General features: G+C 67.0%; 27 protein-coding genes. 8 read left to right on the forward strand and 19 right to left on the reverse strand.

Translation table 11 applies throughout. The annotated features are described in order from the left end of the window. Positions 1–40: 40 nt before the first annotated feature. A complete protein-coding gene (locus BKG60_RS26540; protein WP_070187118.1) occupies positions 41–1,000 on the forward strand; it encodes a PDR/VanB family oxidoreductase in 960 nt (319 codons plus the stop codon). A gap of 7 nt (positions 1,001–1,007) precedes the next feature. After that, a complete protein-coding gene (locus BKG60_RS26545) occupies positions 1,008–1,679 on the forward strand; it encodes an MSMEG_1061 family FMN-dependent PPOX-type flavoprotein (RefSeq protein WP_070944222.1) in 672 nt (223 codons plus the stop codon). A gap of 2 nt (positions 1,680–1,681) precedes the next feature. Here the strand turns inward: BKG60_RS26545 and BKG60_RS26550 are convergent, their stop codons facing one another. Next, positions 1,682–2,761, reverse strand: a complete 1,080-nt coding sequence (locus BKG60_RS26550; RefSeq protein WP_070944223.1) for a zinc-dependent dehydrogenase — start codon at positions 2,759–2,761, stop codon at positions 1,682–1,684. A 193-nt stretch (positions 2,762–2,954) separates the two neighbouring features. On the opposite strand from BKG60_RS26550, the gene BKG60_RS26555 reads away from it, so the two are divergent. Further along, a complete protein-coding gene (locus tag BKG60_RS26555; protein WP_070944224.1) occupies positions 2,955–4,910 on the forward strand; it encodes a PTS mannitol transporter subunit IICBA in 1,956 nt (651 codons plus the stop codon). Positions 4,911–4,945: 35 nt separating this feature from the next. Further along, complete coding sequence (locus tag BKG60_RS26560) at positions 4,946–5,704, forward strand: DeoR/GlpR family DNA-binding transcription regulator (protein ID WP_070944225.1); 759 nt, start codon at positions 4,946–4,948, stop codon at positions 5,702–5,704. Positions 5,705–5,713: 9 nt separating this feature from the next. Here the strand turns inward: BKG60_RS26560 and BKG60_RS26565 are convergent, their stop codons facing one another. Together BKG60_RS26565 and cynS are read right to left on the reverse strand one after the other, a co-directional pair. Then, positions 5,714–6,571, reverse strand: a complete 858-nt coding sequence (locus BKG60_RS26565; RefSeq protein WP_070944226.1) for a formate/nitrite transporter family protein — start codon at positions 6,569–6,571, stop codon at positions 5,714–5,716. A 23-nt stretch (positions 6,572–6,594) separates the two neighbouring features. After that, on the reverse strand, positions 6,595–7,032 hold the full coding sequence (cynS, locus tag BKG60_RS26570; RefSeq protein WP_070944227.1) for a cyanase: 438 nt from the start codon (positions 7,030–7,032) through the stop codon (positions 6,595–6,597). Between the two features lie 217 nt (positions 7,033–7,249). Between cynS and BKG60_RS26575 the strand changes: the two genes are divergently transcribed. Further along, a complete protein-coding gene (locus BKG60_RS26575) occupies positions 7,250–8,026 on the forward strand; it encodes a helix-turn-helix domain-containing protein (protein ID WP_070944228.1) in 777 nt (258 codons plus the stop codon). 13 nt (positions 8,027–8,039) lie between these two features. Here BKG60_RS26575 and BKG60_RS26580 read toward each other — a convergent pair whose 3' ends face one another. After that, positions 8,040–8,957 (reverse strand): alpha/beta fold hydrolase, encoded by a 918-nt coding sequence (locus BKG60_RS26580; RefSeq protein ID WP_070944229.1) that lies wholly within the window; start codon positions 8,955–8,957, stop codon positions 8,040–8,042. A gap of 28 nt (positions 8,958–8,985) precedes the next feature. After that, positions 8,986–10,863, reverse strand: a complete 1,878-nt coding sequence (glmS, locus tag BKG60_RS26585; protein WP_070187110.1) for a glutamine--fructose-6-phosphate transaminase (isomerizing) — start codon at positions 10,861–10,863, stop codon at positions 8,986–8,988. 100 nt (positions 10,864–10,963) lie between these two features. On the opposite strand from glmS, the gene BKG60_RS26590 reads away from it, so the two are divergent. Then, positions 10,964–11,815: a dienelactone hydrolase family protein gene (locus BKG60_RS26590; protein WP_070944356.1), complete on the forward strand. Its 852-nt coding sequence runs from the start codon at positions 10,964–10,966 to the stop codon at positions 11,813–11,815. Between the two features lie 7 nt (positions 11,816–11,822). Here BKG60_RS26590 and BKG60_RS26595 read toward each other — a convergent pair whose 3' ends face one another. Continuing rightward, the gene (locus BKG60_RS26595; protein ID WP_070944230.1) at positions 11,823–12,539 is read right to left on the reverse strand and encodes an SDR family oxidoreductase; all 717 of its coding nucleotides are present in this window, start codon (positions 12,537–12,539) and stop codon (positions 11,823–11,825) included. 71 nt (positions 12,540–12,610) lie between these two features. Here BKG60_RS26595 and BKG60_RS26600 point away from each other — a divergent pair, with 71 nt between their 5' ends. Continuing rightward, a complete protein-coding gene (locus BKG60_RS26600) occupies positions 12,611–13,495 on the forward strand; it encodes a LysR family transcriptional regulator (RefSeq protein ID WP_070187108.1) in 885 nt (294 codons plus the stop codon). 93 nt (positions 13,496–13,588) lie between these two features. After that, entirely contained in the window at positions 13,589–14,629 is a 1,041-nt protein-coding gene (locus BKG60_RS26605) for an LLM class F420-dependent oxidoreductase (protein ID WP_070944231.1), read from the forward strand. On the opposite strand, the gene BKG60_RS26610 is transcribed toward BKG60_RS26605, so the two are convergent. The 13 genes from BKG60_RS26610 to eat all read right to left on the reverse strand — a co-directional run bounded on the left by BKG60_RS26610 (position 14,619) and on the right by eat (position 26,964). Further along, the gene (locus BKG60_RS26610) at positions 14,619–15,284 is read right to left on the reverse strand and encodes a TetR/AcrR family transcriptional regulator (RefSeq protein ID WP_070944232.1); all 666 of its coding nucleotides are present in this window, start codon (positions 15,282–15,284) and stop codon (positions 14,619–14,621) included. The two genes, BKG60_RS26605 and BKG60_RS26610, sit on opposite strands and share 11 nt — an antisense overlap. 49 nt (positions 15,285–15,333) lie before the next feature. Further along, the gene (locus BKG60_RS26615; protein WP_070187105.1) at positions 15,334–15,612 is read right to left on the reverse strand and encodes a ferredoxin; all 279 of its coding nucleotides are present in this window, start codon (positions 15,610–15,612) and stop codon (positions 15,334–15,336) included. Further along, positions 15,609–16,748: a 3-ketosteroid-9-alpha-monooxygenase, oxygenase component gene (locus BKG60_RS26620; protein ID WP_070187104.1), complete on the reverse strand. Its 1,140-nt coding sequence runs from the start codon at positions 16,746–16,748 to the stop codon at positions 15,609–15,611. Before BKG60_RS26620 ends, BKG60_RS26615 begins: the two co-directional genes overlap by 4 nt. 136 nt (positions 16,749–16,884) lie before the next feature. Continuing rightward, complete coding sequence (locus tag BKG60_RS26625; protein ID WP_070944233.1) at positions 16,885–18,354, reverse strand: hypothetical protein; 1,470 nt, start codon at positions 18,352–18,354, stop codon at positions 16,885–16,887. 3 nt (positions 18,355–18,357) lie between these two features. Continuing rightward, the gene (locus BKG60_RS26630; protein ID WP_070187102.1) at positions 18,358–18,654 is read right to left on the reverse strand and encodes a type VII secretion target; all 297 of its coding nucleotides are present in this window, start codon (positions 18,652–18,654) and stop codon (positions 18,358–18,360) included. A 69-nt stretch (positions 18,655–18,723) separates the two neighbouring features. Next, positions 18,724–20,064 (reverse strand): phosphoglucosamine mutase, encoded by a 1,341-nt coding sequence (gene glmM, locus BKG60_RS26635; protein WP_070187131.1) that lies wholly within the window; start codon positions 20,062–20,064, stop codon positions 18,724–18,726. A gap of 140 nt (positions 20,065–20,204) precedes the next feature. Next, entirely contained in the window at positions 20,205–20,618 is a 414-nt protein-coding gene (locus BKG60_RS26640) for a hypothetical protein (protein ID WP_239251639.1), read from the reverse strand. A gap of 331 nt (positions 20,619–20,949) precedes the next feature. Next, positions 20,950–21,387 carry a 30S ribosomal protein S9 gene (gene rpsI / locus BKG60_RS26645; RefSeq protein ID WP_110765051.1) on the reverse strand — a complete coding sequence of 146 codons (438 nt, stop codon included), beginning with the start codon at positions 21,385–21,387 and terminating at the stop codon, positions 20,950–20,952. Between the two features lie 47 nt (positions 21,388–21,434). Beyond that, on the reverse strand, positions 21,435–21,878 hold the full coding sequence (gene rplM, locus BKG60_RS26650) for a 50S ribosomal protein L13 (protein WP_070187101.1): 444 nt from the start codon (positions 21,876–21,878) through the stop codon (positions 21,435–21,437). A gap of 190 nt (positions 21,879–22,068) precedes the next feature. Further along, positions 22,069–23,355 carry an HAD family hydrolase gene (locus BKG60_RS26655; protein WP_070944234.1) on the reverse strand — a complete coding sequence of 429 codons (1,287 nt, stop codon included), beginning with the start codon at positions 23,353–23,355 and terminating at the stop codon, positions 22,069–22,071. A gap of 11 nt (positions 23,356–23,366) precedes the next feature. Then, positions 23,367–24,140, reverse strand: coding sequence for an ethanolamine ammonia-lyase subunit EutC (gene eutC / locus BKG60_RS26660; protein WP_070944235.1), 774 nt, complete (start codon positions 24,138–24,140; stop codon positions 23,367–23,369). Continuing rightward, entirely contained in the window at positions 24,137–25,552 is a 1,416-nt protein-coding gene (locus BKG60_RS26665) for an ethanolamine ammonia-lyase subunit EutB (RefSeq protein WP_070944236.1), read from the reverse strand. The genes eutC and BKG60_RS26665 overlap by 4 nt, the downstream gene beginning before the upstream one ends. Continuing rightward, complete coding sequence (gene eat, locus BKG60_RS26670; protein WP_070944358.1) at positions 25,549–26,964, reverse strand: ethanolamine permease; 1,416 nt, start codon at positions 26,962–26,964, stop codon at positions 25,549–25,551. The genes BKG60_RS26665 and eat overlap by 4 nt, the downstream gene beginning before the upstream one ends. Between the last annotated feature and the right edge of the window lie 15 nt (positions 26,965–26,979).

Genomic DNA, 26,979 nt, shown 5'->3' on the forward strand with positions numbered 1-26,979 from the left:
GACCTGCAATTAACATTGTTAATCCCAGGAAGGACGTGACGTGAGAACTGAACTTCCCGCAGACGGGATCGACGTGACGGTGCGGCAACTCCGCTGGGAAGCCGAGGGTGTGGTGTCCGTGGAACTGCAGCCGAGCGGCGGCGGGTTACTGCCGTCCTGGACGGCGGGATCCCACATCGATCTGGTGTTGCCGACCGGCATCAAACGCCAGTACTCGCTGTGCGGTCCAGTCGGCGAGCGTTCGTACTACCGCATCGGAGTACGGCGGGAACGGACCAGCCGTGGCGGCTCCGAATACGTACACGCATTTCTGCGCCCGGGGCAGCGTCTCATGCTCGCCGGGCCACGAAACACCTTCGAACTACACGATGCCACGTCCTATCTGTTCGTGGCGGGCGGCATCGGGATCACCCCGATCCTTCCGATGGTCCGGCAGGCCGAAGCCCGGGGCCTGGACTGGCAACTCCTCTATGGCGGGCGCACCGCCACGTCGATGCCGTTCCTGGACGAACTTCGGGGATACGGCCCCCGCGTGCGCTTTCACCCGTCCGACGCCGACGGCCGCATACCCCTCGGTGCGCACTTCGCCAAAGTTCGCCCGGGCATGAAGATCTACGCCTGCGGACCGCAAGCATTGCTCACCGCACTGCAGGACGCCGTCGCCCACTGGCCGGCCGACAGCCTGCACCTCGAGCGCTTCAAGCCGCGCTCCCGCGGGCCGTCAACCGAAGACAAGGCAGTCGAGGTGGTGTGCGCAGCCTCGGGCAAAACGGTCAACGTCGAAGCCGGTCAGAGCATTCTGGCCGCGCTCGACGACGCCGGGGTCAAGGTGGCGTCGTCGTGCCGATCCGGAATCTGCGGGGCATGTGAAACGGCCGTCGTCGAGGGGGTGCCCGACCACCGGGACGACATCCTCTCCGAATCCGAGCGCGCCACCAATGACCGCATGTTCATTTGTGTTTCGCGTGCCCAGACCCCACGACTCGTCCTCGATGTGTAAGGCAACCATGCAAACGACTCACACCACGGCGGCAGATGCGTATTCACCCATCTCGATGGAGCGCGTCCGGGAGATCGTCGGCTTTCCGGAGCGGTTCATCGCGGAGAAGAAAGAGCCGAAACTCGGCGAGTTCTCGGCCCGGTTCATCGCGCACAGCCCGTTCTTCTGCATGGCCACGGTGGGCGCAGACGGCCAGCTGGACACCAGCCCCCGTGGAGACCCACCGGGCTCGGTGCGAATTCTCGATCCGTGGACGTTGGCCATCCCCGACCGGCCGGGAAACAAGCTGGCCGACACCCACGAGAACATCACCGCACATCCGGCGGTCGGGCTGGTGTTCTTCGTGCCCGGCATCCGAGAGGTGATCCGGGTGAACGGCGATGCCTTCGTCACCGATGATCCCGAACTACTCGAGATGCTCAGCGCCGACGGAAAACCCGCAGTGCTGGCCACCGTCGTACGCATTCGCGAAGTGTTCGGACAGTGCGGCAAGGCGGTGATCCGCGCCAGACTCTGGGAAGGAGACAGCCGCGGACTCGCCGAGGCGGTGACCTTGGGCGGCGACTTCTACACCCTGTCGATCACCGAAAGTGCGGCGAAGATGGCCGAGAAACTCGGCGACCTGGCCGGCTCCCTGCATGCGGTCATCGACGACCACTACGAAAACGAGCTGTACTGAGCTCAGGCTGACACTGTCGCAGCGGCAGGCTCGACCGTCACCTTGATGGCCTCACCGTTCTGCACGATCGAGAACGCGTCGAGCACGTCGTCCAGCGGTATGTGGCGCGTGATGAGGTCCTTCACGGGCACCTGGCCGGTCGAGATGTACTGCAATGCGCGCTTGTTGTGCTCCGGCGCGGAGCCGTTGGCACCGTGGATGTGCAACTGCCGGTAGTGCACCACATTCGAATCGCATGTGATGGTCGGGTTGGTCTTCGGCAGTCCGCCGAAGAAAGAGATGCGCCCGTTACGGGCCGCCATGGCGATGGCCTGTTCCTGGGTCACGTTGGCCGCGGTGGCGGTGATGACGACGTCGGCGCCGCGGCCGCCGGTCAGTTCCATCACCTTCTCGACGACGTCGACCTCCCCGGCGTTGATCACCTCATCGGGATGCACGGCGTCGGCCGACATCTCGAGCCGGCTTTCGTTCACGTCGACGAGATAGACCGGGCCGCAGTTGTGTACACCGCGCGCGATGCGGATGTGCATGCAGCCGATGGGGCCGGCACCGAACACCACGACGGTGTCGCCCTCTTCGATCCCGAGCAGATCCTGCGCGTTGATGGCACACGCGAACGGTTCGGCCGCCGACGCCTCGTCGTAGCCGACGTTGTCCGGAATGCGGTTCAGCCCATCGACTTTGAGTACCTGGCGCGGAACGATCATGTACTCGGCGAAACCGCCGTCGTACTGGTAGCCCATCGATGTCTGGTTCTGGCACACGGCCATCCAGCCCTTGCGGCACTCGTGACACTCTCCGCACGGGACCGCGGCGATCACCTGAACCCGGTCTCCCTCGGCCCAGTCGGTGCCATAAGTGGAATTCACGTCGGCACCCACCTCCACGATGTCACCGGCGATCTCGTGGCCGATGGTGCGCGGCGGGGTCAGGTTCTGGTGCCCGTTGTGCAGGATCTTGACGTCGGTGCCGCAGGTGGAGCAGTTGCGCACCCGGATTTTCACCTCGTCAGGGCCGCACTGGGGCTCCGGCACATCCTCCAGCCGGACATCTTCCGGGGCGTAGTAACGCAGGGCTTTCATGGCGGTCCTCTCGGCTCACAGGGACTGGCGGTAAGCGGTTGGTATCAGCACCCTAACGCCAATCCGGTCATAAAACCACAGTTTCTTACGCCCATTTACGCCCGATTGCTTGCATTGATGCCCGTTTATGGGGTGTACTGGGTACGCATGTGACCGGCGTCACCCAGCAGCCGGCAAGATCGGAGGTCGTCAGATGTCCACTGTCGAAGCGCCACGCACCGGGGTTCGGGTGCACGTGCAGAAGCTGGGCACCTCGCTGTCGAACATGGTGATGCCGAATATCGGCGCCTTCATCGCCTGGGGCCTGATCACGGCCCTGTTCATCGAGCAGGGCTGGTTGCAGGCCATCTTCTCCGGACTCAGAGACCCTGATGGCTGGGTGGCCAGGATCGGCGGCTGGGGCAGCTATGACGGCGCGGGCATCGTCGGCCCGATGATCACCTACCTGCTGCCGGTCCTGATCGGATACACCGGCGGCCGGATGATCCACGGCAACCGCGGCGCCGTCGTCGGCGCGATCGCCACCATGGGGGTGGTCGCCGGCGCCGACGTCCCGATGTTCATGGGCGCGATGATCATGGGGCCGCTGGGCGGCTGGGCGATGAAGAAGGCCGACGCGCTCTGGGAGGGCAAGATCCGGCCGGGCTTCGAGATGCTCGTCGACAACTTCTCGGCAGGCATCCTGGGCATGCTGCTGGCCATCCTGGGGTTCTTCGGCATCGGACCGATCGTGTCGTCGTTCACGCGCGCCGCCGGAAACGCGGTGGACTTCCTGGTCAACCATGACCTGCTGCCCCTGACCTCATTGCTCATCGAACCGGCGAAGGTGCTGTTCCTCAACAACGCCATCAACCACGGGGTACTGACACCGCTGGGCACCACCCAGGCGTTGGACACCGGCAAGTCGATTCTGTTCCTGCTGGAGACCAACCCCGGGCCCGGCCTGGGAGTCCTGTTGGCGTTCATGGTGTTCGGCCGGGGCGCTGCCCGCGCCTCGGCACCGGGAGCCGCGATCATCCAGTTCTTCGGCGGCATCCACGAGATCTACTTCCCGTACGTGCTGATGAAGCCCAAGCTCATCGCCGCGACCATTCTCGGCGGCATGACCGGCGTCTTCGTCAACGTGCTGTTCGGTTCCGGCCTGCGCGCCCCGGCCGCGCCCGGCTCGATCATCGCGATCTACGCGCAGACCGCAAGCGGCAGCTTCCTCGGCGTGACGTTGTCGGTGCTCGCGGCCACCGCTGTCTCGTTCACCGTCGCCTCATTGCTGCTCAAGACCGACCGGGCAGCTGACGAACCCGATCTGGCCGTGGCCACCGCTGAGATGGAGGCCCTCAAAGGCAAGAAGTCCAGCGTCGCTTCCGCCCTGGTGGGTGCGGCCCGGGGTCCGGTGTCCAGCATCGTGTTCGCCTGCGACGCCGGCATGGGCTCCTCGGCGATGGGCGCCTCGGTGCTGCGCAAGAAGATCCGTTCCGCAGGCTTCGGCGACATCACCGTGACCAACCAATCGATCGCGAACCTCACCGACAACTACGACCTGGTGGTCACCCACCGCGACCTGACTGACCGGGCCCGCCTGAAAACCGGTTCAGCCGTTCATGTCTCGGTCGAGGACTTCATGAGTTCACCTCGCTACGACGAGATCGTGGAGATGCTGGGGAACACGAACTCGGGGGCTGCGGCCGGCGAGGTGGCCGAGGAACAGCCCGGGAGCACTGAAAACGACGTGCTGCCGCTGGATTCGATCGTGCTGGCAGGCACCGCCACCTCGGCGGAGGGCGCCATCGACGAGGCCGGTGCCCTGTTGGTCGCCGCGGACGCCGTCGAACCGACCTACGTGGATGCGATGCACGAGCGCGAGAAGTCGGTGTCGACCTACATGGGCAACGGTCTGGCCATCCCGCACGGCACCAACGAGGCCAAGACCGCGATCCGCCGCACCGGGATCTCCTTCGTGCGCTATCCCGAACCGATCGACTGGAACGGTAAGCCCGCTGAGTTCGTCGTCGGCATCGCCGGGTTGGGCAATGACCACATGGCGCTACTGACCAAGATCGCGCACGTCTTCCTCGACAAGGACGAGGTGGCCCGGCTGCGGGCGGCGACCAGCGCCGACGAGGTGCGCGCGGTGCTTTCCGACAGCAAATAGCCGACGCCGCAGCCTGGTGCCCCAGAATGGCAAGCGTGGATTCAGATACCCGCCAGAGTCGCATCGTCGAGTTCGCGCGCAGCCGGGGCCGTGTCGACGTGCTGGCGCTGGCCGACGAACTCGACGTCGCGGCCGAGACCATCCGCCGTGATCTCAAGGCATTGGCCGGCAGGCGACTGCTCAAGCGTGTGCACGGCGGCGCGATCCCACTGGAGACCGCCGCGTTCGAATCCACCGTCGAATACCGCAGCCAAGTGGACCTGGCTCAGAAGCACCGCATCGCGGCCGCGGCGGCACATCTGTTGCACGGCGCCGAAACCGTCTACCTGGACGAGGGTTTCACGCCACGGCTGATCGCCGAACAGCTCGCCGAGCAGGAACTCACCGTGGTGACATCCTCGCTGCTGGCCGCCGAAGCGCTGGCGCACAGCGAAACCGTCACCGTACTGATGATCGGTGGGCGAATGCGAGGACGCACCCTGGCCACCGTCGACCAGTGGGCGGTGGAGCGACTGAGCAGCCTGGTCATCGACATCGCCTTCCTCGGCACCAACGGGATCACCGTTGAACATGGCCTCACCACACCTGATCCCGCGGTGGCAGCGGTGAAGCAGACGGCGGTGAAGGTCGCTCAGCGGTGTGTACTGGTGGCCGCACATTCCAAGTTCGGGGAAACGAGTTTCTGCCGATTCGCGCACGTCTCCGATTTCGAGTCGATCGTCACCGGCACCGAGTTGCCCGCGGAAGAAGCGCGGCGCTATGAAGCGCTGGGGCCGTCGGTGATCCGCGCCTGACGGCCGGCGTCAGCCCTTGGCCGGGGCTGCGACCGTATCCACGGTGACCAGATCCGTCGGCCTGCGGCGGGACGGCGCGGGCTTGCCGTGGGTCGCGTAGATCACCAGTCCGACGAACGCGAGGCCGCCGACGAGATTGCCCAGTACCGTGGGGATCTCGTTCCAGATCAGGTAGTCACTGATCGTGAAGTCACCACCGAGCATGAGCCCGGACGGAAACAGGAACATGTTGACGATCGAGTGCTCGAAGCCGAGATAGAAGAACACCGTGATCGGCATCCACATCGCGATCACCTTGCCGGGCAGGCTGTCCGACATCATCGCTCCGACCACGCCGGTCGAGACCATCCAGTTGCACATCACACCGCGCAGGAACAGCGTCAACATTCCGGCGGCGCCATGATCGGCGTATCCCACGGTGCGTCCCACACCGATCTGACCGATGGCCTGCCCGACGGCATCCGGCTCGACGCTGAAGCCATAGGTGAAGTAGATCGCCATGAACAGCGCGACAGTGAGGGCGCCGGCAAAGTTGCCGATGAACACCAAGCCCCAGTTGCGCAGCAGCGCAGCGATGTTCACCCCGGGACGTCTGTCGAGCCACGCCAACGGTACGAGAGTGAACACCGCCGTCAACAGATCGAATCCGAGCAGATGCAGGATGCAGAAACCGACCGGGAACAGGACAGCCCCCAGCAAGGGCTCGCCGGTGCGCACGGAGATCGTCACCGCGAACGCCGCCGCGAGGGCGAGAATCGCCCCGGCCATATAGGCGCGGATGAGCGTGTCGCGGGTCGACATGAAGACCTTGGATTCGCCGGCATCGATGATCCGGGTGGCAAGTTCCTGAGGTTTGACGTAGGACATGGACGGGCTTCCTTCCTGACGGATTACCACTGGTAGGGCAGAAACTTGCCGTCGATGGTCACGACGACACGATCTCCATCCGGATGTGCCCGCCGTTCGAACGACACATTGCAGTTGATTGCGCTCATGATTCCGTCACCAAACTCCTCGTGGATCAACGCTTTGAACGCAGGGCCGTATACGTTGATCAGCTCCACGAAGCGATAGATCGTCGGGTCCGTGGACAGCGACGGATCAGCTGTCCGATACGGTTGCCGCTGCAACGCGGCCACCGATTCACCGCTCAGGGCGAGCAACTCCCCTACCGCCGCCGCCTCCTTCTGGTGTAAGGGGTGACTTCCCAAGAGTGCAGCGACAGTCCAGACGAGCGGTCGCTCGATGTGATCGGCGATCTCCTGCCAGCCGATGCCGGTCTCGATGCGACGTTCTTCGATCTCGGTGTATCCCGGGGTGCACGCCACGAAACGCCTCCTTGTAGGTGCCGAAGTCATGCGATCGCTATCGACCGCCGTCCTTCATGTCACCGCTTCGGGGCCGCGCTGCCAATGGCAAAAGGCGCACGTAATACGGCATTTCGCGCACACTCCTGGATTAACCGGTGCGTAACGAGCGGGGAAACAGGCCGAAACGCCTGGCATTTACCTTTTTCGCAAACTCAGGGAAATTCAGGTGGGACCAATGGGCACCCGGACAAGCCACGCTACCAACCCCCTCGGCACCGCAGCCTTGTTGGCAGTGATCGACATCGCGCCGACCCCGCTATGGGTGATTGACGCCGACGGCACTGTCGCCCTGGCCAATCGAGCAGCACTCGACACTCTCGGTTACCGCTCTGCCGGTGAGGTGATCGGCGCGCCGAGCCACGACACCCTGCACGAGTGGCGGCCTGACGGGTCACGCTACCCATCACACTCCTGCCCGATCATGGAGGAACGCCTGTCCTGCACGCCGGATCACGAATGGTTCATCACCCGTGCCGGCCAGCCGATTCCGGTCACCTGGTCTGCGCGCCCACTCGGTATCGAAGGATCACGCCTACTGTCGTTTTGCGACGCGACGGAACGGGTGGCCGCCCAACATGCCGTCGCCGACGAACACGATGTCCGAGCCGCGGTCGAAGCTGCCGCTGTTCCCTCCCGCACTCAGCTGCGCGCGCGTCTGCTCTCTCACGTCCACGCCCGATTCCGGGACCCGGATTTCACCCCAACCACACTGGCCGCCGAGGTGCACCTCTCGCTGCGCTCGGTACAGCAATTGCTGGCCGAAGCCGGCCGCTCACCGGCGACCGAGATCCGGCACAAGCGCCTAGAACTCGCCAGTGCGCTGATCACGCAGGGCTCGTCGGTGAGCCAGGCGTGCCGGAGCAGCGGCTTCACCGACCCCGGCACCTTCAACCGCGCCTTCCGGCGGCGGTTCGGCTCCTCGCCGAGCGAATGGGCGCGACGGTCCGGCTGAGGACCGCGTACCGCTACCCAGGGCCCCAGAACCGGCCCGCCCGCTGCGCGATCTCTTCCGGGTATTCGCCGTTGATGGCGTGGGAGGCCTCGGGCCACAGTTCGACCTGCCCGCGCCCCAACAGTCTGCGGGCGCGCCCCTCGGCGCGTACCGGGTCGAGCATGACGCTGCGTCCGGCGATCAAAGCCAGCACGGGCACGTCGAGGCCGCGCAGCTGCTCGTCGGTGAACAGTTTGGGCGCGGGCATACGTATCGTGAAATCCCTTGCTCCAGCTGAGATCAGCGCTGACTCGGTCTCGGCTTCGGATACGTCGGCGCCACCGGATATCCAGCTCAGCACCCGGCTGCGCCAACGTTGTGGCACCGGGCCGAGCAATGCCATCGAGGCCAGAATTGCCTTGGCCGGGACCCCGGTGAAGGTGAACACCGGATCGAGCAGGGTCAGCGAGGCTGCCCTTGCGGGCCGGTGCACCGCACAGTTGGTCGCTGTCCAGCCGCCGATGGACACACCGAGCAGATGCGCCTGGTCCAATCCGAGGCCGGCCAATGCCTCGTCGAGCCAATGCGCCTGGTCCGGACCACTACGAATCGCCTTGTGCTGCACCGACAGGCCCGCCTCGCCGAGCAGGTCGATGCCGTACACGGTGCGACACGCCAGCAACGGCCCGAGGTTGCTCCGGTACATCGGCGTCGACGCGTTGCGCCCCGGGAGCAGCACCACCGGCGCACCGGTGTCCGGCCCGGCGAAACGGTAGGCCCGCACGGACCCGAACGATGTTGGCACGTCGAACAATTCGAATGGCGGCAGGGCTGCCATCCCGGTTCGGTAGACGCCCAGGAAATGCTCGAACGCGGTATCGGAGACAAAGGCTCCCAACCCGCCCCGGTCCCACCGCCCCGCGATGTTGACCGTGGGAACCCGCAGATCCATAAAGTCGGCCCAACCGAGGGTGCAGCGCCTATTCGACCGTGACGGACTTGGCCAGGTTGCGCGGTTTGTCGACGTCATACCCACGTGCCCGGGCCACCCCGGCCGCGAACACCTGTAGTGGGATGGTCGACAGCAACGGCTGGAAAAGCGTTGACACCGCCGGGATCTCGATCAGGTGATCGGCGTAGGGCCGCACCGTGTCGTCACCCTCCTCGGCGATCACGATGGTCACCGCACCACGGGCCTGGATCTCGCGGATGTTGGACAGCAGCTTGGCGTGCAGCATCTGTGCGTTCTTGGGCGAGGGCATCACCACGATCACCGGCAGATCCTCGTCGATCAACGCGATCGGGCCATGTTTGAGCTCACCGGCGGCGAAACCCTCGGCGTGCATGTAGGCCAGCTCCTTGAGCTTGAGCGCGCCCTCCAGCGCCACCGGGTAGCCGACGTGGCGGCCCAGGAACAGCACGGTGGGCGACTTCGCGAACCGCTGCGCCAGCTGCCCCACCGAATCGATGCCGGCCAGCACCCGGTCGATCACCTCCGGCATGGCCTCAAGGTCGTGGTACTCGCGCTCGACCTCATCGGGGTACTTGGTCCCACGGGCCTGCGCCAGGGCCAGCCCCACCAGGTAGTTCGCCGCGATCTGGGCCAGGAACGTCTTGGTGGCCGCCACGCCGATCTCCGGCCCGGCCCGGGTGTAGAGCACCGCGTCGGCCTCGCGCGGGATCTGGCTGCCGTTGGTGTTGCAGATCGCCAGCACCCTGGCCTTCTGCGTCTTGGCGTGCCGCACCGCTTCCAAGGTGTCGGCGGTCTCGCCGGACTGCGAGATCGCGATCACCAGGGTGCTGCGGTCCAGCACCGGATCCCGGTAGCGAAACTCGCTGGCCAGCTCGACCTCGACGGGCAGCCGGGTCCAGTGCTCGATGGCGTACTTGGCCAGCAGACCCGAGTGGTAGGCGGTGCCGCACGCGACGATGAAGACCTTGTCGATCTCGCGGAGCTCCTGATCGGACAGGCGCTGCTCGTCGAGCACGATGCGGCCGTCGACGAAATGCCCCAGCAGGGTGTCGGCGACCGCGGCGGGCTGCTCGGCGATCTCCTTGAGCATGAAGTAGTCGTATCCACCCTTTTCGGCGGCGTCGAGATCCCAGTCGATGTGGAACTCGCGGTAGTCACGGCCGGCCTGCAGATCGTCGCGGCCGAAGAAGTCGGTGATCCGGTAGCCGCCGGCGGTCAGCACCACGGCCTGGTCCTGGCCGAGCTCCACGGCGTGCCGGGTGTGTTCGATGAATGCCGCCACGTCGGAGCCGACGAACATCTCGCCGTCACCGATGCCGACCACCAGCGGGGTGGACCGGCGCGCGGCCACGATCGTGTCCGGATCGTCGGCGTTGGCGAAAACCAGGGTGAAGTGGCCTTCCAGGCGCTGCAGCACCGCCAGCACTGATGCCGGGAAATCGCCCGCGGTGTTGCCCCTGGTGTACTGCCGCGACACCAGGTGCACGGCAACCTCGGAATCGGTATCGCTGGCGAACTCGACCCCGTCGGCTTCCAGTTCGGCGCGCAGGACGGCGAAGTTCTCGATGATGCCGTTGTGGACGACGGCGATCTTGGCCGCCGCGTCGCGATGCGGGTGGGCGTTGCGGTCGGTGGGGCGGCCATGGGTGGCCCAGCGGGTGTGGCCGAGGCCGGTACTGCCGGTCAGCACGCCATCGTCAGTCTCGGCGAGGGTGGTCTCCAGGTTGGCCAGCCGGCCCGCGCGGCGTCGCACCGTCAACCCGCCGTTGCCATCGATCAGCGCGATTCCCGCGGAGTCGTAGCCCCGGTATTCCATGCGGCGAAGCGCGTCGACCACGATGTTGCGGGCCGGGCGCGTCCCGACGTAGCCGACGATTCCACACATAGGGTCCCAGGGTAGTGCAGTCGGAGCCCTGGCCCGATTTCCGCGCGACGCCGTTTGACGCATATCACGCGCAGCGGTGGCCCTGCGCTACGGTCAACCCGTGGCCAGCACAAAGAAGCTCTTTTCAGGGTTGACCCGTCGCGGACCGCATCGCGTCTTGCGCGGCGACCTGGCTTTCGCCGGTGTGCCCGGCGTCGTGTACACGCCGGAGTCCGGCCTGAATCTGCCCGGTGTGGTGTTCGGCCACGACTGGATGGCACAGGCGGGCAACTACGCGCACACGCTGGAGCACCTCGCGTCGTGGGGCATCGTGGCCGCGGCACCCGACACCGAGAAGGGCGTGGCACCCTCGGTGCTCAATTTCGCCTTCGACCTGGGCGCGGCCCTGGAGATCATCACCGGGGTGCGGCTGGGTACCGGCAAGATCAGCGTGCACCCGGGCAAGCGGGGTGTGGTGGGCCACGGCTTCGGCGGGTCGGCGGCAGTGTTCGCCGCCGCGGGCATGGGCGGTGACGCACACCACCCGAAGGCCGTGGTGTCACTGTTTCCCACGGTGACCACGCCGCCGGCCGAACAACCCGCATCGACGCTGAAGGTGCCGGGCCTGGTCCTGACCGCCCCGGGCGACCAGATCACGTTGCGCTCGAACGCCGTGGAACTGGCCCGGGCCTGGGACGGCGCCACGCTGCGGACGGTCAGCAAGGCACAGGCCGGGGGCCTGGTCGAGGGACGCCGCCTGGCCCGATTCTTCGGACTGCCCGGCGCCGACAAAGACACCCAGAAGATCGTGCGCGCACTGCTCACCGGATACTTGCTGGCCACGCTGACCGGCGACAAGACCTACCGCGATTTCGCCGACCCCGACGTTGCGCTGCCCCACACCGAAACGGCCGACCCGAATGCCGATCCGGTGGCCCTGGAGGACAAGGTGGTGGCGCTGCTCAAGCCGTGACGGGGCGTCACACCAGGGTGGCACCGCCATCGACCGTCAGGACCACACCGGTACCGAACTCCTGTTCCATCAGGTAGGCGTAGGCCAGCGCCGTGTCGGACGGTTCGCCGATCCGGCCGACGGGGAGATTGCTCGCAAACTGTTCGTACACGGCCTCCCGATCCGCCTCACCGAGCGCCGACCACAGCGGTGTCCGGATCGGACCGGGCGCCACGGTGTTGACGCGCAACGGCGCGAGTTCGACGGCGAGCGCTTTGGTCATGGCGTTGATCGCGCCGCAGACGGCGGTGGGCAGCACTCCCAGGCCGGGCTTGTCGGCAGCCGTGCCGCTGGTGAGCGTGATCGAGCCGCCCGGCGTGATCGTCGGTGCGAACACGCGGACCGCCTGCAACTGCCCGATGAAACGGGTGCCGAGAAACTCGGTGATCGTCGCAGGGGTGAGATCAGCCAGTCCGACCATTGTGAGTGGCTCCCCCGCACTGAACACCAGGTGCTCGATCGGTCCGACCTCGTCGACGAGGTGGCCGAGCGAGGCGGGGTCGGTGAGGTCGACAGTCATCCCGCGGGCGTTCTCGCCGAGTCCGGCAATCGCCAGATCGACGTTGGACTGGTTGCGCGACACCACGATCGGGATGCCGCCTCGGTCGGCGACCGCTGCCGCCACACCCAGTCCGATGCCGGAGGTACCACCGATGATCAGGACCCGCGCGTTCTTGAGGTTCATGAGTCCACTGTGGGTGCGATCGACCACCGTCGTCCAAGACTCTTTTCGTCGTCCGGCGATACCCTCGGGGTATGAGCACGCCGGACCTCGACCTGCGCAAGCTGCGGTATTTCGTCGCGGTCGCCGAGGAGCTCAATTTCGGCCGGGCAGCCCGGCGTCTCCACATCGCGCAACCCGTGCTCTCGCGCCAGATCCGCACGCTCGAAAGTGAGCTCGGGGTTCAGTTGCTCGTCCGCGGCTCGACCGGTACCCAGCTGACGTCCATTGGCGCGCAGCTTCTGCAGGACGCCAAGGTTCTGCTCGACGACGCGCACGCGCTGCGGCGGCGCTTGTCTCGCGCCGCCGGACACCCGGTGACCGTGACGGTCGGAGTGATGGCGGGGTTGCGGGCAACAGCCGCAGCCGCGGCGTTCGAGGCGGGCGACCCTCGCCGCCGTGCAGTCGTGCGTCAAATCCCGTGGCACGAGCAGGCCGAGCTAGTCAGGTCCGGCGAGGTGGATGTGGTCTACGCGCGTGAGCCCGTCGACCACCGCGGGTTGGGGAGCGCCCCGCTCCTGGAAGAACCGATGGACGCGGTGCTGCCCGCCGACGACGATCTGGTGGGGCGCGCATCGGTGCGGTTGGCGGATCTCACGTCACGGGTGTTGTTGCTGCCGGATCCCGCGATGGTTCCGGGGTGGCAGACGGACCTCGTCGGGCCCGGCCAGCGTTGGGCACCACCGCGCGAGGAGTTCCGTTCCGTGGAGGACAAGCTCGAACATGTTGCCGCGCATGAGGGTTTCGTCATCCTGCCCCGATCGACCACCGCCTACTACCGTCGACCCGACGTGAAGGCCGTGCCGATCGAGGATGTGGGGCCCTCCCGGGTGACGCTCATCTGGAAGGCCGACACGGACAACCCGTTGCGGGATGAGTTCGTGGCGGCAGCCCTGGCGTGCCGGGACGAGACGATCTGACGCCCGACGGAGTTATCCGCGTATCCGTAACTGATCACATAGCCGCGGAGACACCCTCACCCAACCAACTGGTTGGGTTGCTACACTCCTGCGATGCGCACTGGCATCTTCCTGAGTTATGCCGGCGGCTTCAAAGAAGCAGCCGACCAAGTCGTCGAACTGGAGAAGGTGGGCGTCGACATCGCCCTGGTCGCCGAGGCGTACTCCTACGATGCGATCAGCCAGCTCGGCTACCTGGCCGCCAAGACCTCCACGATGGAGCTCGGCACCGGCGTGGTCCCGATCTACACCCGCACGCCGGCCCTGATGGCCATGAGCGCGGCCGGCGTCGACTATGTGTCCGACGGCCGGTTCCGCCTCGGCCTCGGTACCTCCGGCCCGCAGGTGATCGAAGGTTTCCACGGGGTGCCGTTCGACGCGCCGCTGGGCCGCACCCGCGAGGTCGTCGAGATCTGCCGCAAGGTGTGGCGCCGCGAGAACCTCGACTACGACGGCAAGTACTACCAGCTGCCGCTGCCCGCCGACCGCGGCACCGGCCTGGGCAAGTCCCTGCACCTGATCAATCACCCTGTCCGGGAGCGCATCCCGATCACGATCGCCGCACTGGGGCCGAAGAACGTCGAGCTGACAGCCGAGATCGCCGAGGGCTGGCAGCCGGTGTTCTACCTCCCGGAGAAGGCCGACGACGTCTGGGGCGACGCCCTGCGGGCCGGGACCGCCAAGCGTGATCCGGCGCTGGGACCGCTCGACGTCATGGTCAGCGCCAGCCTGGCGATCGGCGACGACGTCGACGACCGGCTCGCCTGGGCGAAACCCCAACTGGCACTGTACATCGGCGGCATGGGCGCCCGCGGGCAGAACTTCTACCACAAGCTGGCCACCCGGTACGGCTACGGTGAGGTGGCCGACCACATCCAGGACCTGTTCCTGGCCGGCAAGAAGGCCGAGGCCATCGCGGCGGTGCCCGACGACCTGGTGCGCAACATTTCGCTGGTCGGGCCGAAGGGTTTCGTCAAGGAACGCCTGGCCGCCTACGCCGAGGCCGGGGTCACCACGATGCTCGTGCACCCGCTGGCCACCGACAGCGCCGAGACCGTGAAGTTCTGCGAGGAGCTGGTGGAGCTCACTCGCTAGAACCCACAGACCTGGCAGCTGGGCGATTGCGGGCCTCGGCGTTCAGGAGCAGCGATTCGAACAGCCGGTTCACGCCATCCATCTCTGCCGGTTCCGTGACGGCCGCTGCATGGGCGAAGCCGTCGACGATCGCACTGATCACCCGGGCCACCTGAACCGGGTCGTACTCGGCGGAGATCAGCCCGGCGCGCTGTCCCTCGACGACCGACCGCGCGAGCGCGTCGGTCATCCGGGCTCCCTGGCGCGCAAAACCCGCGATCAGCTCCTGGTGCCTACGGGCGTCGATCGGAGCGGTGGCGACGAAACCGGCGAGGTCGGGATGCTCGCGGTTGATCCTGATCGATTCGGTGAGCGCCGCGCGCAGCAACTCCTCCATCGAACGCGGCCCGGCCATCGCCGGTGCGGCGCTGGCCAGGATCTTGCCGTAGACGTCGTCGCAAACTGCTTCGAACAGCTTGTTTTTCGTACCGAAGTGGTAATACACCGAGCCGGCCGTGACGCCGGCCGTCTCGGCGATCTGGCTGTTGGTGGCCGGACCGTAGCCGAATTGGGCGAAGCACCGGCAGGCGGCGTCGATGACCCGTTGCCGGGTGTCACCACTGTCGATACCCGCGGGCCGACCGGGCCCGGTCTTGACGGTCTTGGTCGCGCTCATCGAACCATCTTGACCCAGAAATCGGGGCGTCGGGTGACCACGTTGGTTGTCAACGCCGACCGTCTGCCACCGGCAATGCACCGTCCCTCGCGGCGGCCGAGACCGAATCCCGCATCGAATCGCAGCCGAGGAACAGACCGCGGTCGCTGTGGCCGGCGAGCGCGGTCGCGTCACGACGCTGCCGGCACAGTCCGGTCGCCGCGGCATTCCACTGCACGCTGGTCTGCTGCCAACTGCTCTTCCGTGCCAGTACGACGGCTCCGCAACGACCGCACGACACCGGCATCATCGGCATTTCAACGAGCCGCGGATCTGAGCGGACGGTCATGGCACCGACTGGGTGGCGACGCCGGCAGCGATGTTGTCCTCGATCTCCTGGTTCCAGGCGTGCTGCGCACTCGTGGTGTCGATCTCGTATTCGAACCGGTCGACCATGTCGGCGGCCACATCCGCGGCGTCGACGTAGAACTGCTCGTACCATCGGCGCAGCTGATAGACCGGCCCGTCTTCCTCGCACAGCAGCGGGTTGTCGATGCGGGCCTTGGTTTTCCAGATCGCCACGTCTTGTTCGAAGCCGATCTTGACCCAGTCGCCGAGCGCGACGGCGCTCTGCAAAGCCAGCTCGTCGGACACTCCTTCGGGTTTCTTCACGATGATGCCGTATTGCAGGACAAACGAATTCGCGTCGATCGGATAGTGACAGTTGATCAGCACGCTGTGATGGTCGGCGTCGGGATAATGGTAGGTCAGATCATCGATCATGAAAGCCGGCCCATAATAGGACGCCACCGAGGTGGTGCCGAGCATGGTCGATCCGCCGACATCCCCGCGGTCGGACCGGGTATCGGCGTTCATGTACTGCGTTGCGATGTGGCCTTCGAAGATGTTCTTGAAGTGCGTTGGCAGTGATCCGTGCACGTAGAAGAAATGGGCCATGTCGACCACGTTGTCCACCAACTCGCGGCAGTTGGCGTTGACGACCGTTGTGTACCAATGCCAATCGGTCCACTGATCGCTGGTGGCGCCTGCGATGCGCGGGATCGTCACGTCGGCCGGCGGCGGTTTGCCCTCGGGGTCGTTCCAGACGAACAACATCCCGTCCTGCTCAAGGGCCGTCCAGGAGGCGGTGCGGGCCAGACGGGGAGTGCGTTTGGCGTACGGCACGTTCTTGCAGCGGCCGTCACCGCCCCACCGCCAGTCGTGGAACGGGCAGGCGATCTCGTTGCCTTTGACCTGGCCTTGCGACAGGTCACCGCCCATGTGCCTGCAGTATCCGTCGAGCACATTGATCCTGCCGTCACCACCCCGGAAGACCACGAGCTTCTGGCCGAACACGTTGATCCCGTGAGGTTTCCCATCGCCGAAATCGCGGGTCAAGCCCAGGCAGTGCCAGCCACGGGCGAAGCGTCCCGGAGGCGCTTCGGCTTCTATCTGGCGCACCTCACACTCGGATTCCATCGTCATCGAAAGACCCTCCGATATTTTCGCGGCACCTGTGCTTCACGTCACAACCAGGTCTAACACCCCGGGCAGCACCCTGACTCCCGGAGTCCCACTGGCAGGGATCGAAAATCCCGCGCAGGACGCGGCGCAGCCCGGGCTAGCCGCCGACCTGCGGTAGCTCGTCGGCGGCGATCGCACACGGTGTCCCGCCGGCCGGTGCCACCGCCTCCCCGGCAGGCGGGACCGGGACGCCGGGGGCAGCGGCGGCGACAGGCGGCGGTTCGGCCGCATCATCGACGGTGGTCTCAGCGGGCACAGAACCGGGCACGTCAGCCGAAACCGCCTCGACCTCCGGGGCGGCAGGGTCCTCGTCGGACGTCTTGTCCTCTTCAGCCGCAACATCTTCCGTTGTTGCGTCGTCGTCCGGTCCGACGTCTTCCTCGTCGGGATCGTCCGCACCGTCCGCGTCGTCGACCGCGTCAGAGGTTTCTGGTGGGTCCGGCCGCTCAGGCAGCGCGGTGTCGGCGCTCGACCCCAGCGAGCCCTCTGTTGAACCGATCAGCCCGCCGAACAGGTCGGCGAGTTGCCGGCCAAGGCCCGACGTCCCGGATCCCAGGCCCGACAACCCGGCCCCGGGCAGTCCGCCGCCCAGTGGCGAACCCCATCCAGCCGCCGGATCAGCCGCTGTGGGACTGCCGGCCGGCGGCACGGCAGAGTCCGGCACCGCGGCCGAGCCAATCGTCGGTGGGGTGAGGGCCGGTGCAGTAGAGGGCATCTGACCGATCGGCGGCGCGGTGCCCGTCGAGCCGACCGGCGATACCCACGGCGCTGGGCCGGAACCGGACGACGGTACGAACCCCGCCGGAACGGTGCGGGCACCGCCCACGGGTCGATCCACCGGCACCGCCGCACCGATCCGCGGCGTCCATGACGGGCCGAGATCGCCGGGGATCTCGAACGCCGGAGCCGGTCCGTGGGAGAGCGCGGCGACTGCCGCGGCGTAGGCGTCGGACACCGCGGCGGTCGCCGAACGCATCGCGGATACCCAGTCGGCGCCGATGTCGTTGGCCACGAAGGGTTTCACCTGCGCGTCGATCAGTTCACTGGCCAGGTCCCGGTCGCCGATCCCCGTCCGCACGGTGCGCGCCGCGGCCAGCCAGTCCTGGCGCTGGGCCGCGCATCGCGCCTCGATGCTTTCCGTTGCGGCCACCTTGGTGTCGACCGCCCGCCACAGCTGCTCACGCAGCGACGCCAGGGTATCGGCAGCTCCTCGCACAGCGGCGACGGCCTGTCCGGCCGCGCCACCATGGCGGTGCAGAAACTCACGCGCGGCCTGCGCACCGCGCCCCTGCCACGCCTGGTCGAGTGTGGTCAGCTGAGCGTCCTGCAGCCGCAGTGCCTGCTCGGCCGCCGCAGCAGCCGCCGTCAACGCTGCGCAGTCCGACTCCAGGGTCCGCAGATCCAGGCCATCCTCTGTGGCGTACCAGTCGTGCACCTGACCGGCATGCAGCGTGAGGTCGGGATGCTGATAGCCCAAAAGCGCGCAGGCCCAGACGAACTCGGCAAGAGTCTCGACCGCAGGCTGCCCCTGATCCAAACGCCCTGCGACATCACCGGTTTGAACCACGCCTCAGCCCACCCGCGCCGCCGCGCAGGCGTCCGCGGCGAGATATCGGTCGGTGGTGCTTCTCAGGACCGCGGCAACCTCCCCCGCCGCCCGGGCCCACTGGTGAAACGACGTGATCCGTTCATCGAGTGCCGTACGCAGCGAGTCACCCGACGCGATGTGTTCCCGGCCTGCCCTCGCGCCGTCGAACCGAAGCCTCACCTGGGCAGCGGACTCGATGATTTCGGCGGCGGCACCGTACTGTCGCGCCACCTGCAGCAGCGCCTCAGCGTCGACACGCGCGGCAGTTACATCTCCCATGCCCGGTTTAGACGCAGCCAGCCCTTATCGGGTTCCCTCGGGGCTGAATGTTCCTCGCGCGAGCGCTCGTCAGGCCGACTGACCGCTTACCGACTCGGCCACCCGCACCGCGAGCAGCCGGGCCGTGTTCTCGTCGGCAGCCTCGACCATCACGCGAACCACCTGCTCAGTGCCCGAGGGCCGCAACAGGATTCGCCCGGTGTCGCCGAGTTCGGCCTCGGCCTGGGCCACCGCGGACTGCACGGACGGCGCCTGGGCCACCGCAGCCTTGTCGTCCACCTGGACGTTGATCAGAACCTGCGGCAGCGTTTGCATCGGTTCGGCCAGGGCGGCCAAGGTAGAACGGGTCTGCGCCATCCGTGACATCAGCCGCAGCCCGGTGACAATGCCGTCCCCCGTGGTGCCCAAACCGGGCAACACGATGTGGCCGGACTGCTCACCGCCGAGCGAGAACTCGCCGGCCCGCAGCTCCTCCAGAACGTAGCGGTCCCCCACACCCGTGGTACGGACGTCGATCCCGGCCGCACGCATGGCCAGGTGCAATCCCAGATTGCTCATCACCGTGGCCACCAAGGTGTCCGAGGCCAACTCGCCGGCTTCCTGCATCGCCAGCGCCAACACGACCATGATCGCGTCGCCGTCGACGACCCGGCCTGCCGCATCCACCGCCAGGCAGCGATCGGCGTCGCCGTCGTGGGCCAGACCCAGGTCGGCGCCGTGCTCGACCACTGCGGCCTGCAGCACCTCCATATGGGTGGACCCGCAGCCGTCGTTGATGTTGAGCCCGTTGGGCTCGGCGTTGATCGCGATGACGTTGGCTCCAGCGGCCCGGTAGGCCTGTGGAGCGGCCGCGGACGCCGCACCGTTCGCGCAGTCCACGACGACGGTCAGACCGTCCAGCCGGGTGGTGACGGCCTTGCCGACGTGGCGCAGGTAGCGGTCCAGCGCGTCGTCGGCGTCGAGGACCCGGCCGATGCCCGCGCCCGTCGGACGCAGCCCCGGACCGCCGTTCACCAGCTCCTCGATCCGGTCTTCGGCGGCGTCGTCGAGCTTGTGCCCGCCCGGACCGAAGATCTTGATGCCGTTGTCGGGCATCGGGTTGTGCGAGGCCGAGATCATCACGCCGAAATCGGCGTCGTAAGCACTCGTCAGGTAGGCCACCGCCGGGGTCGGCAGGACGCCGACCCGCAGGACGTCGACCCCTTCACTGGCGATGCCGGCCAGCATCGCTGCCACCAGCATCTCGCCGCTGGCCCGTGGATCCCGGCCCACCAGGGCGAGCCGACGGCCACTGCCCGTGGAATTGCCGAGACGCCGTGCTGCCGCCGAACCGAGTGCAACTGCCAGTTCAGCAGTCAGATCGCGATTGGCGACTCCGCGCACCCCGTCGGTGCCGAACAGTCGACCCATGCCCTTAAACTTCTCATAATTGGCTGCCTGAAACACAACCGACGAGGTCAGCGTCCATCCCGCGGCCAGATCGATACCCGCTCGTGACACCGAATCCCCGCCCGCGGTTGCACTCGCGGGCGGGGATCAGTGAGAAATCGCTAGCTGCCGTCAGCGCTTCCCGGCGCCTCCGTGGCAGGGGTCATGGTCGGAGCCGGGCTGTGCGGTGTCATGCCCTGCGAGGCGCTACCCGGCCGCTCCGTGGGGCCGTTCTGGCTGAACGAGATGGTCCCGAGGTTGTTGGTGCAGACCACGTGGTCGGTGCCGTTCGTGTCGACCCCCTGAACGGCGGTGGTCAGCGATGCGGTGTCGGTGTTCTCGCACACCCCCGCCGCGATCTGGGCGGCCGCGGCGTCCTCGACGTTCTCCAGGACCGAGACATTGCCGAGCGTGAGATTCACCTTGCCGTCGCCGACCGTGTCGGGCACCGCATGGGCGATTCCCAGGCCGACGGTAAACAGCAGTGACCCGCCGAGCATCGCGCCCGCAGTCGCCGTCTTCACGAAGTTCCCCACAATTACTCCTTCCGATGAGAAAGCGGCACCCGGCCCCCCCGACGTCGACACGACGTCTACCGGTGGCAGGAAGGTCCTGCGGGCACAACTCTGCTGACACAAAGCGGCCCCGCCTCTCCGGGCAGTGGGCTTCCACGCGATCGCGAAGCTCAAACCTCGAATCCGCAGAAAAGTTGGGGAAGGAAAGCGCCGGTTTCTCCCGCAGGGTCGTCGAAACCGAGCGTGAACAGCCCCGACGTAGAAACCGATGCAAGTTTCGGGGCCCAAAACAAACCCGCCGGGTGTGTACGCGACACACCCGGCGGGTTCGTTCGGCCGTAACGGCGACAGATCAGCGCTTGCTGTACTGAGGCGCCTTGCGGGCCTTCTTGAGGCCGTACTTCTTGCGCTCGATGGCACGCGGGTCGCGGGTCAGGAACCCGGCCTTCTTCAGTGCCGGACGATCCTCGGGCTGAACCAGGATCAGCGCACGGGCGATGGCCAGACGCAGCGCGCCGGCCTGACCCGAGGGGCCGCCACCATCGAGGTGGGCGAAGATGTCGAACTGCTCAAGGCGGTCGACGGTCACCAGCGGGGCCTTGATCAGCTGCTGGTGCACCTTGTTCGGGAAGTAGTTCTCCAGGGTGCGGCCGTCCAGGTTGAACTGACCGGTGCCGGGAACCAGACGCACCCGGACCACGGCTTCCTTGCGGCGGCCCACGGTCTGGATCGGACGGTCGATAATGACCGGCTCGCGGTGCTCCTGCTCCACCTCGACGCTCTCGGTCACGGCTTCGACGACCCCGGTGTTCTCACTGCCGTTCTCAATCGTTTCGGTCACTGGGCCACCTGCTTGATCTCGTACGGAACCGGCTGCTGCGCGGCATGCGGATGATCCGGGCCGGCGTAGACCTTGAGCTTCTTCTGGATCTGCCGACCGAGCTTGGTGTGGGGCAGCATGCCGAGGATCGCGTTTTCGACGACGCGGGTCGGGTGCTTCTCCAGCAGCTGACCGATGGTGCGCTTGCGCAGACCGCCCGGGTAACCCGAGTGGCTGTAAGCGAACTTCTTGGTGAGCTTGTCGCCGCTGACGGCGATCTTCTCGGCGTTGATGACGATGACGAAATCGCCACCATCGACATTGGGCGTGAATGTCGGCTTGTGCTTGCCGCGCAGCAGCTTCGCTGCTTCGACGGCGAGCCGGCCGAGCACCACGTCTTGGGCGTCGATGACGTACCACTGGCGCGTGGTGTCACCCGCCTTCGGCGTGTACGTAGGCACAGCGCTTACCTCTTATTCTCGGGTTTCGGGTGCCGGTCAGGTGAGTGTGCTACCGCATCCCGGCGACCGACGTTGACCCGGGACCCGCTTGCCCCACAAAAGGCAGCGCACACCAACGGAGCAGCTTACCGGTGCGCGTCCGTGCAGGTCAAAACGCGGCTTGTCGGCCTTGTCAGCACCTGGCGTCGGCCTACGAGACCGAGTCCTGCTGGTCGGACACCACACTGCCGTCGGCACGGTGCAGCGGTCCTTCCTTACCGCTGGGCTCGATGTAGCCCTCGGTCGCGCACTCGTACGACTCATCCTGCTTCTTCTTCGGATCGATGAACATCGGATTGACCAGCCAGCGACCGTCGGCGTTGTCGTAGGCCGTGCACATCAACTCGGTCTTGTTGCGGTTGAGCACCAGGCGCAGCGCCGTCGCGTCGGTCAGGAACGTGACATCGGTGTCGGAGTCCCCGGCGGCGAACGCCGCGCGCTCGGCTTCGGACTGCTGCTCGAACGCAGCAGACCCCGTGACGCCGAAGACGTCCTCGTTGACCCGGCACCGCTTGCCCTCGATGTACGGGATGGCTGTCTCGCCGCCGCACGGCACCAGCTTGGATGTCAGGACATCGCCGTCACGCTCGGTGCGCACACCCATCACCTTGTCCGGGGTGAAACCGAGCTCGGCCGCCCACACCCGCACCACCGGCTCCGCCGACGCGGAGATGATGCGCACGTCGAAACCGTTGGCGCGCAACGTTTCCACCAGATCGCGCATCTGCGGGTAGTACCGCACCCAGCCGGTCTCGTCACCGCTGCCGACCTTCTGCTCGGTGCCCTCGGGCGCTGCGAGATTCTCCTTGCGCGCCGCCTCGACAAAACCCGTCAGCTCCGATTCGGGCCAGCCGGCCAGCATCTGCGCCGCCCACGCGTACGACGGCTCGAACCGGCGAGCGTTGAACCCGGCGAAAGCCGGCTCGTCGGCCCGCGTCTCTGCGTCGGTGTAGACCGACACCAGTTCATCGGCGCAGCCCAGGTCGGTATCGGTCGGCATCGGCCGGCCGGGCTCGGCCGCAGCGCACGCCTTTGACAGCGCGGCTGCCGCCTGCGGGGTGAGATAGGGGCTGGTGGTGGACCAGTCACCGCCGGCAGGCGCCCGCAGCTTGCCGTTGCGCACCATCCAGAAGAACGTGGCATCGCCGATGTCGTTCTTGACCACGGTGTTGTCCCAGTCGAACAGCGCCAGCGGCGCACCGTCGGTGGCCGAGCCGGTGGCCCCGCAGGTGCCCAACTCCGCGAGCATGGCGTCGATGCGGTCCCGGTTGTCGCCGTACCAGCCGGGGTTCTCGGCCAGGGTTCGGCAGTCGGCGGCCGGGGTCGCCGAAGCCTTCTCGGAGGTGTCCGACGGCTGCGGCGACTCGGCCCCGCACCCGGAAATGCTCAACGCGGTTACCGCGGCGACGAGAAGGGACAGCGGTGCGCGTGCGGGCATCAGGGCTCCTGTCAGGTGAGTTCGGCGATGGTCGGATTGGTGAGCGCCGAGGTACGGGAGGTGTCTTTCAGGTCAACGCCGGAGCGACCCAGCGCCAGCGCCCCGTCGACCAATCCGGCTGCCACCCGCGCGGCTTCGGCGTAGCCGAGCCCGTCGGGCGGATGGATGTTGGAGATGCAGTTGCGGTCGGCGTCGGTGCGGCCGGGCATCGGCAAGTGGGTGAGGTAGATGCCGAGGCTGTCGGCGACGCTCAGACCGGGCCGCTCCCCGATGATCACGAGCACCGTCCGCATGTGGGCCTGGGCTGCTATGTGATCCCCGAGCGCGACCCGGGCCTGCGTCGCGATCACCGGCGGCGCCAGGGAGTAGCGGTCCTGTAACTGGGCCACCAGTGCCTTCAGCAGCGTGGCCCCGTGGCGGTCCAGCGCGGTCGGCGACAGCCCGTCGGCGAGCACGAAGCCGATGTCGGCCGGGGTGTCGGGCACCTGCATGCCGTCGGCGGGTTCGCGGCCCAGATCCGGGCGACGCAGGTACTCGTCGCGTGAGGCGGCGCGGCTGGTGACCACCGCCGGCTCACCGATGCCGACGGTACGGACAGCCGTCACCAGTTGGTCGGTGTCCAACGGCACGTGCACGGCGTCGCGTGCAGCAGCGTGCGCCGCGGCCAGTTCCAGCACCCGGCGGGTGGGCAGCGCGGTTCCGGCCCGCCCCAGCCCGATCCTGGCCTGCGTCGTCTTGCGCAGTTCATCCCAAAACTCTTGAACTGCAACCTCGTTCGCGCTCATGACGGCTCCGCGGAGGTCAGCGATCGCAGCACCGAACGCTCCAGGTCGAACGGGGTGAGCTTGCCGGAGTCGTCGACCATGCCGACGCTGCGCAGCCACGCCTCGAACTCGGCGGCCGGTCGCAGCCCGAGCGTGCGCCGGGTGGTCAGCACGTCGTGAAACGACAGGCTCTGATAGCCGAGCATGACGTCATCGGCGCCTGGCACGGTGATGACGAAGGCCACTCCCGCCGCGGCCAACAAGGTCAACAGGTTGTCCATGTCGTTCTGGTCGGCCTCGGCGTGGTTGGTGTAGCAGACATCCACCCCCATCGGCAGGCCGAGCAGCTTGCCGCAGAAGTGGTCTTCGAGACCGGCCCGGATGATCTGCTTGCCGTCGTAGAGGTACTCCGGCCCGATGAACCCGACGACCGTGTTGACCAGCAACGGCTGCAGGTCGCGGGCCACCGCGTAGGCCCGGGCCTCCAGGGTCTGCTGATCCACCGGCTTGCCGCCGACCCCGAGGTGCGCACCGGAGCTGAGCACCGAGCCCTGCCCGGTCTCCAGGTACATGACGTTGTCGCCGACGGTGCCGCGGCGCAGGCTGCGCGCCGCTTCGTTGCCCTCGCGCAGCAGTTGCAGGTTCACCCCGAATGCGGAGTTGGCTCCCTCGGTGCCCGCGACGGACTGGAACATCAGGTCCACCGGCGCCCCGGCCTCGACCAGCCCGATCGTGGTGGTGACATGCGACAGCACACAGGACTGGGCGGGGATGTCGTAGCGGGTGCGGATCGAATCGAGCAGGTACAGCAGGTCGGCGGTGGCCTGCGGCGAGTCGGTGGCCGGGTTGATCCCGATCACCGCGTCACCACAGCCCAGCAGCAGCCCGTCCAGCACCGCCGCCGCGATCCCGCGCGGGTCGTCGGTGGGATGGTTGGGCTGCAGCCGGGTGGCCAGGGTGCCGCGGGCGCCGACGGTGGTCCGGAACGCCGCAGTCACCTCCGCGGCGGCCGCCACCGCGATCAGATCCTGGTTGCGCATGATCTTGCTGACCGCCGCAACCATTTCCGGGGTCAGCCCCGGGGAGACGGCGGCCAGCCGCTCGGGGCTGTGATCATGGGCCGCGGTGTCCATCAGCCAGTCCCGCAGCCCGCCGACGGTCAGGTGTGAGATCTCCGAAAAGGCTTGGCGATCATGGCTGTCCATGATCAGCCGGGTCACCTCGTCGGTGTCGTACGGCACCAGCTCCTCGTTGAGGAAGACCTCCAACGGCAGGTCGGCGAGCACCCAGGCGGCCGCAGCGCGCTCACCGTCGTGCTCGGCCGCGCAGCCGGCGAGTTGATCGCCGGAGCGCAGCGGGGTGGCCTTGGCCATCACCTCGACCAGACCGTCGAAGCTGTAGTTCACCCCCGAGACCTGCTGGTGGTACTTCATTTCAGGTCACTCTCCGCCTCCGCGAGCATCGCAAACTCTTCGTCGGGCGAGTTGGCCACCAGGCGGTGGCGGCTGTAGAACGCGAAGTACAGCATGAATGCGCAGAACACAGCCAGGCAGAGACCCGCGGCCACCGGGCTGACCACGAAGGTCGCGATCACCGCCACGACCGCGATGACCAGGGCGAAGCCCGTGGTGACGATGCCGCCCGGGGTGCGGTACGGGCGCGGCATGTTGGGCTCGCGCACCCGCAGGGTGATGTGGCTGACCATCATCAGCACGTAGCTCAACGCCGCGCCGAACACCGCCATGTTCAGGATCAGGTCGCCCTGTCCGGTCAGCGACAGCAGGAACGCGACGACACCCGGGACGATCAAGGCGAGCGTCGGGGCCTTGCGCTTGTTGGTCACCGACAGCGAGGTGGGCAGGTAGCCGGCCCGCGACAGCGCGAACGTCTGCCGCGAGTAGGCGTAGATGATCGAGAAGAAGCTCGCGATCAGCCCGAACAGGCCGATGTAATTGACCGCCTTGGCGGCAAACCCGCCACCGCCGAGGGCCTGCACCAGCGGATCGTCGACGGTCGACATCGCGTCTGCGCCACCGGCTCCCGTGGTCAGGAACAGCACTGCGACGCAGGTGATGATCAGGACCGTCATGGCGGCGATGATGCCGCGGGGCACGTTGCGCTCAGGGTTGGCGGTCTCCTCGGCGGCCAGCGGCACACCCTCGACGGCCAGGAAGAACCAGATGGCGAACGGGATGGCAGCCCAGATGCCCAGGTATCCGTGGGGCAGGAAGCTGCTCGCGCCTGCGGCCGCGGCGTCGGGGGCGATGTCGGTCAGGTTGGCGACGTCGAAGCTTCCGATGGCGCTCACGGCGAAGATGACCAGACCCAGCAGGGCGATGGCGGTGATGACGAACATCAGCCGCAGTGCCTCACCGACACCGGCGAGGTGGATGCCGATGAAGATGACGAAGGCCGCCAGGTAGATCCACCAGCCCTTGTGGATGCCGAACAGGCCGAGCGACTCGATATAGCCGCCGATGAAGGTGGCGATGGCCGCGGGCGCGATCGAGTATTCGATCAGGATCGCGGTGCCGGTGGCGAAACCGCCCCACGGCCCGAGGGCACGGCGGGCGAAGGTGTAGCCGCCGCCGGCCGCGGGCAGCGCCGAGGACAGTTCGGCCAGGCCCAGCACCATGCAGAAGTACATGGTGGCGATGACCACCACCGCGATCAGCAGCCCGCCGAAGCCGCCGTGGGCGAGGCCGAAGTTCCAGCCCGAGAAATCGCCGGAGATCACGTAACTCACGCCGAGGCCGGCCAACAGCAGCCATCCGGCGCTTCCGGATTTGAGCTGACGTTTGTTCAGATAGTCAGCACTCTCCAGGTGTTCGTCCACACCCGCCATTTCAAACTCCTTCAT

This window comes from Mycobacterium syngnathidarum, assembly GCF_001942625.1.
Classification (GTDB): domain Bacteria; phylum Actinomycetota; class Actinomycetes; order Mycobacteriales; family Mycobacteriaceae; genus Mycobacterium; species Mycobacterium syngnathidarum.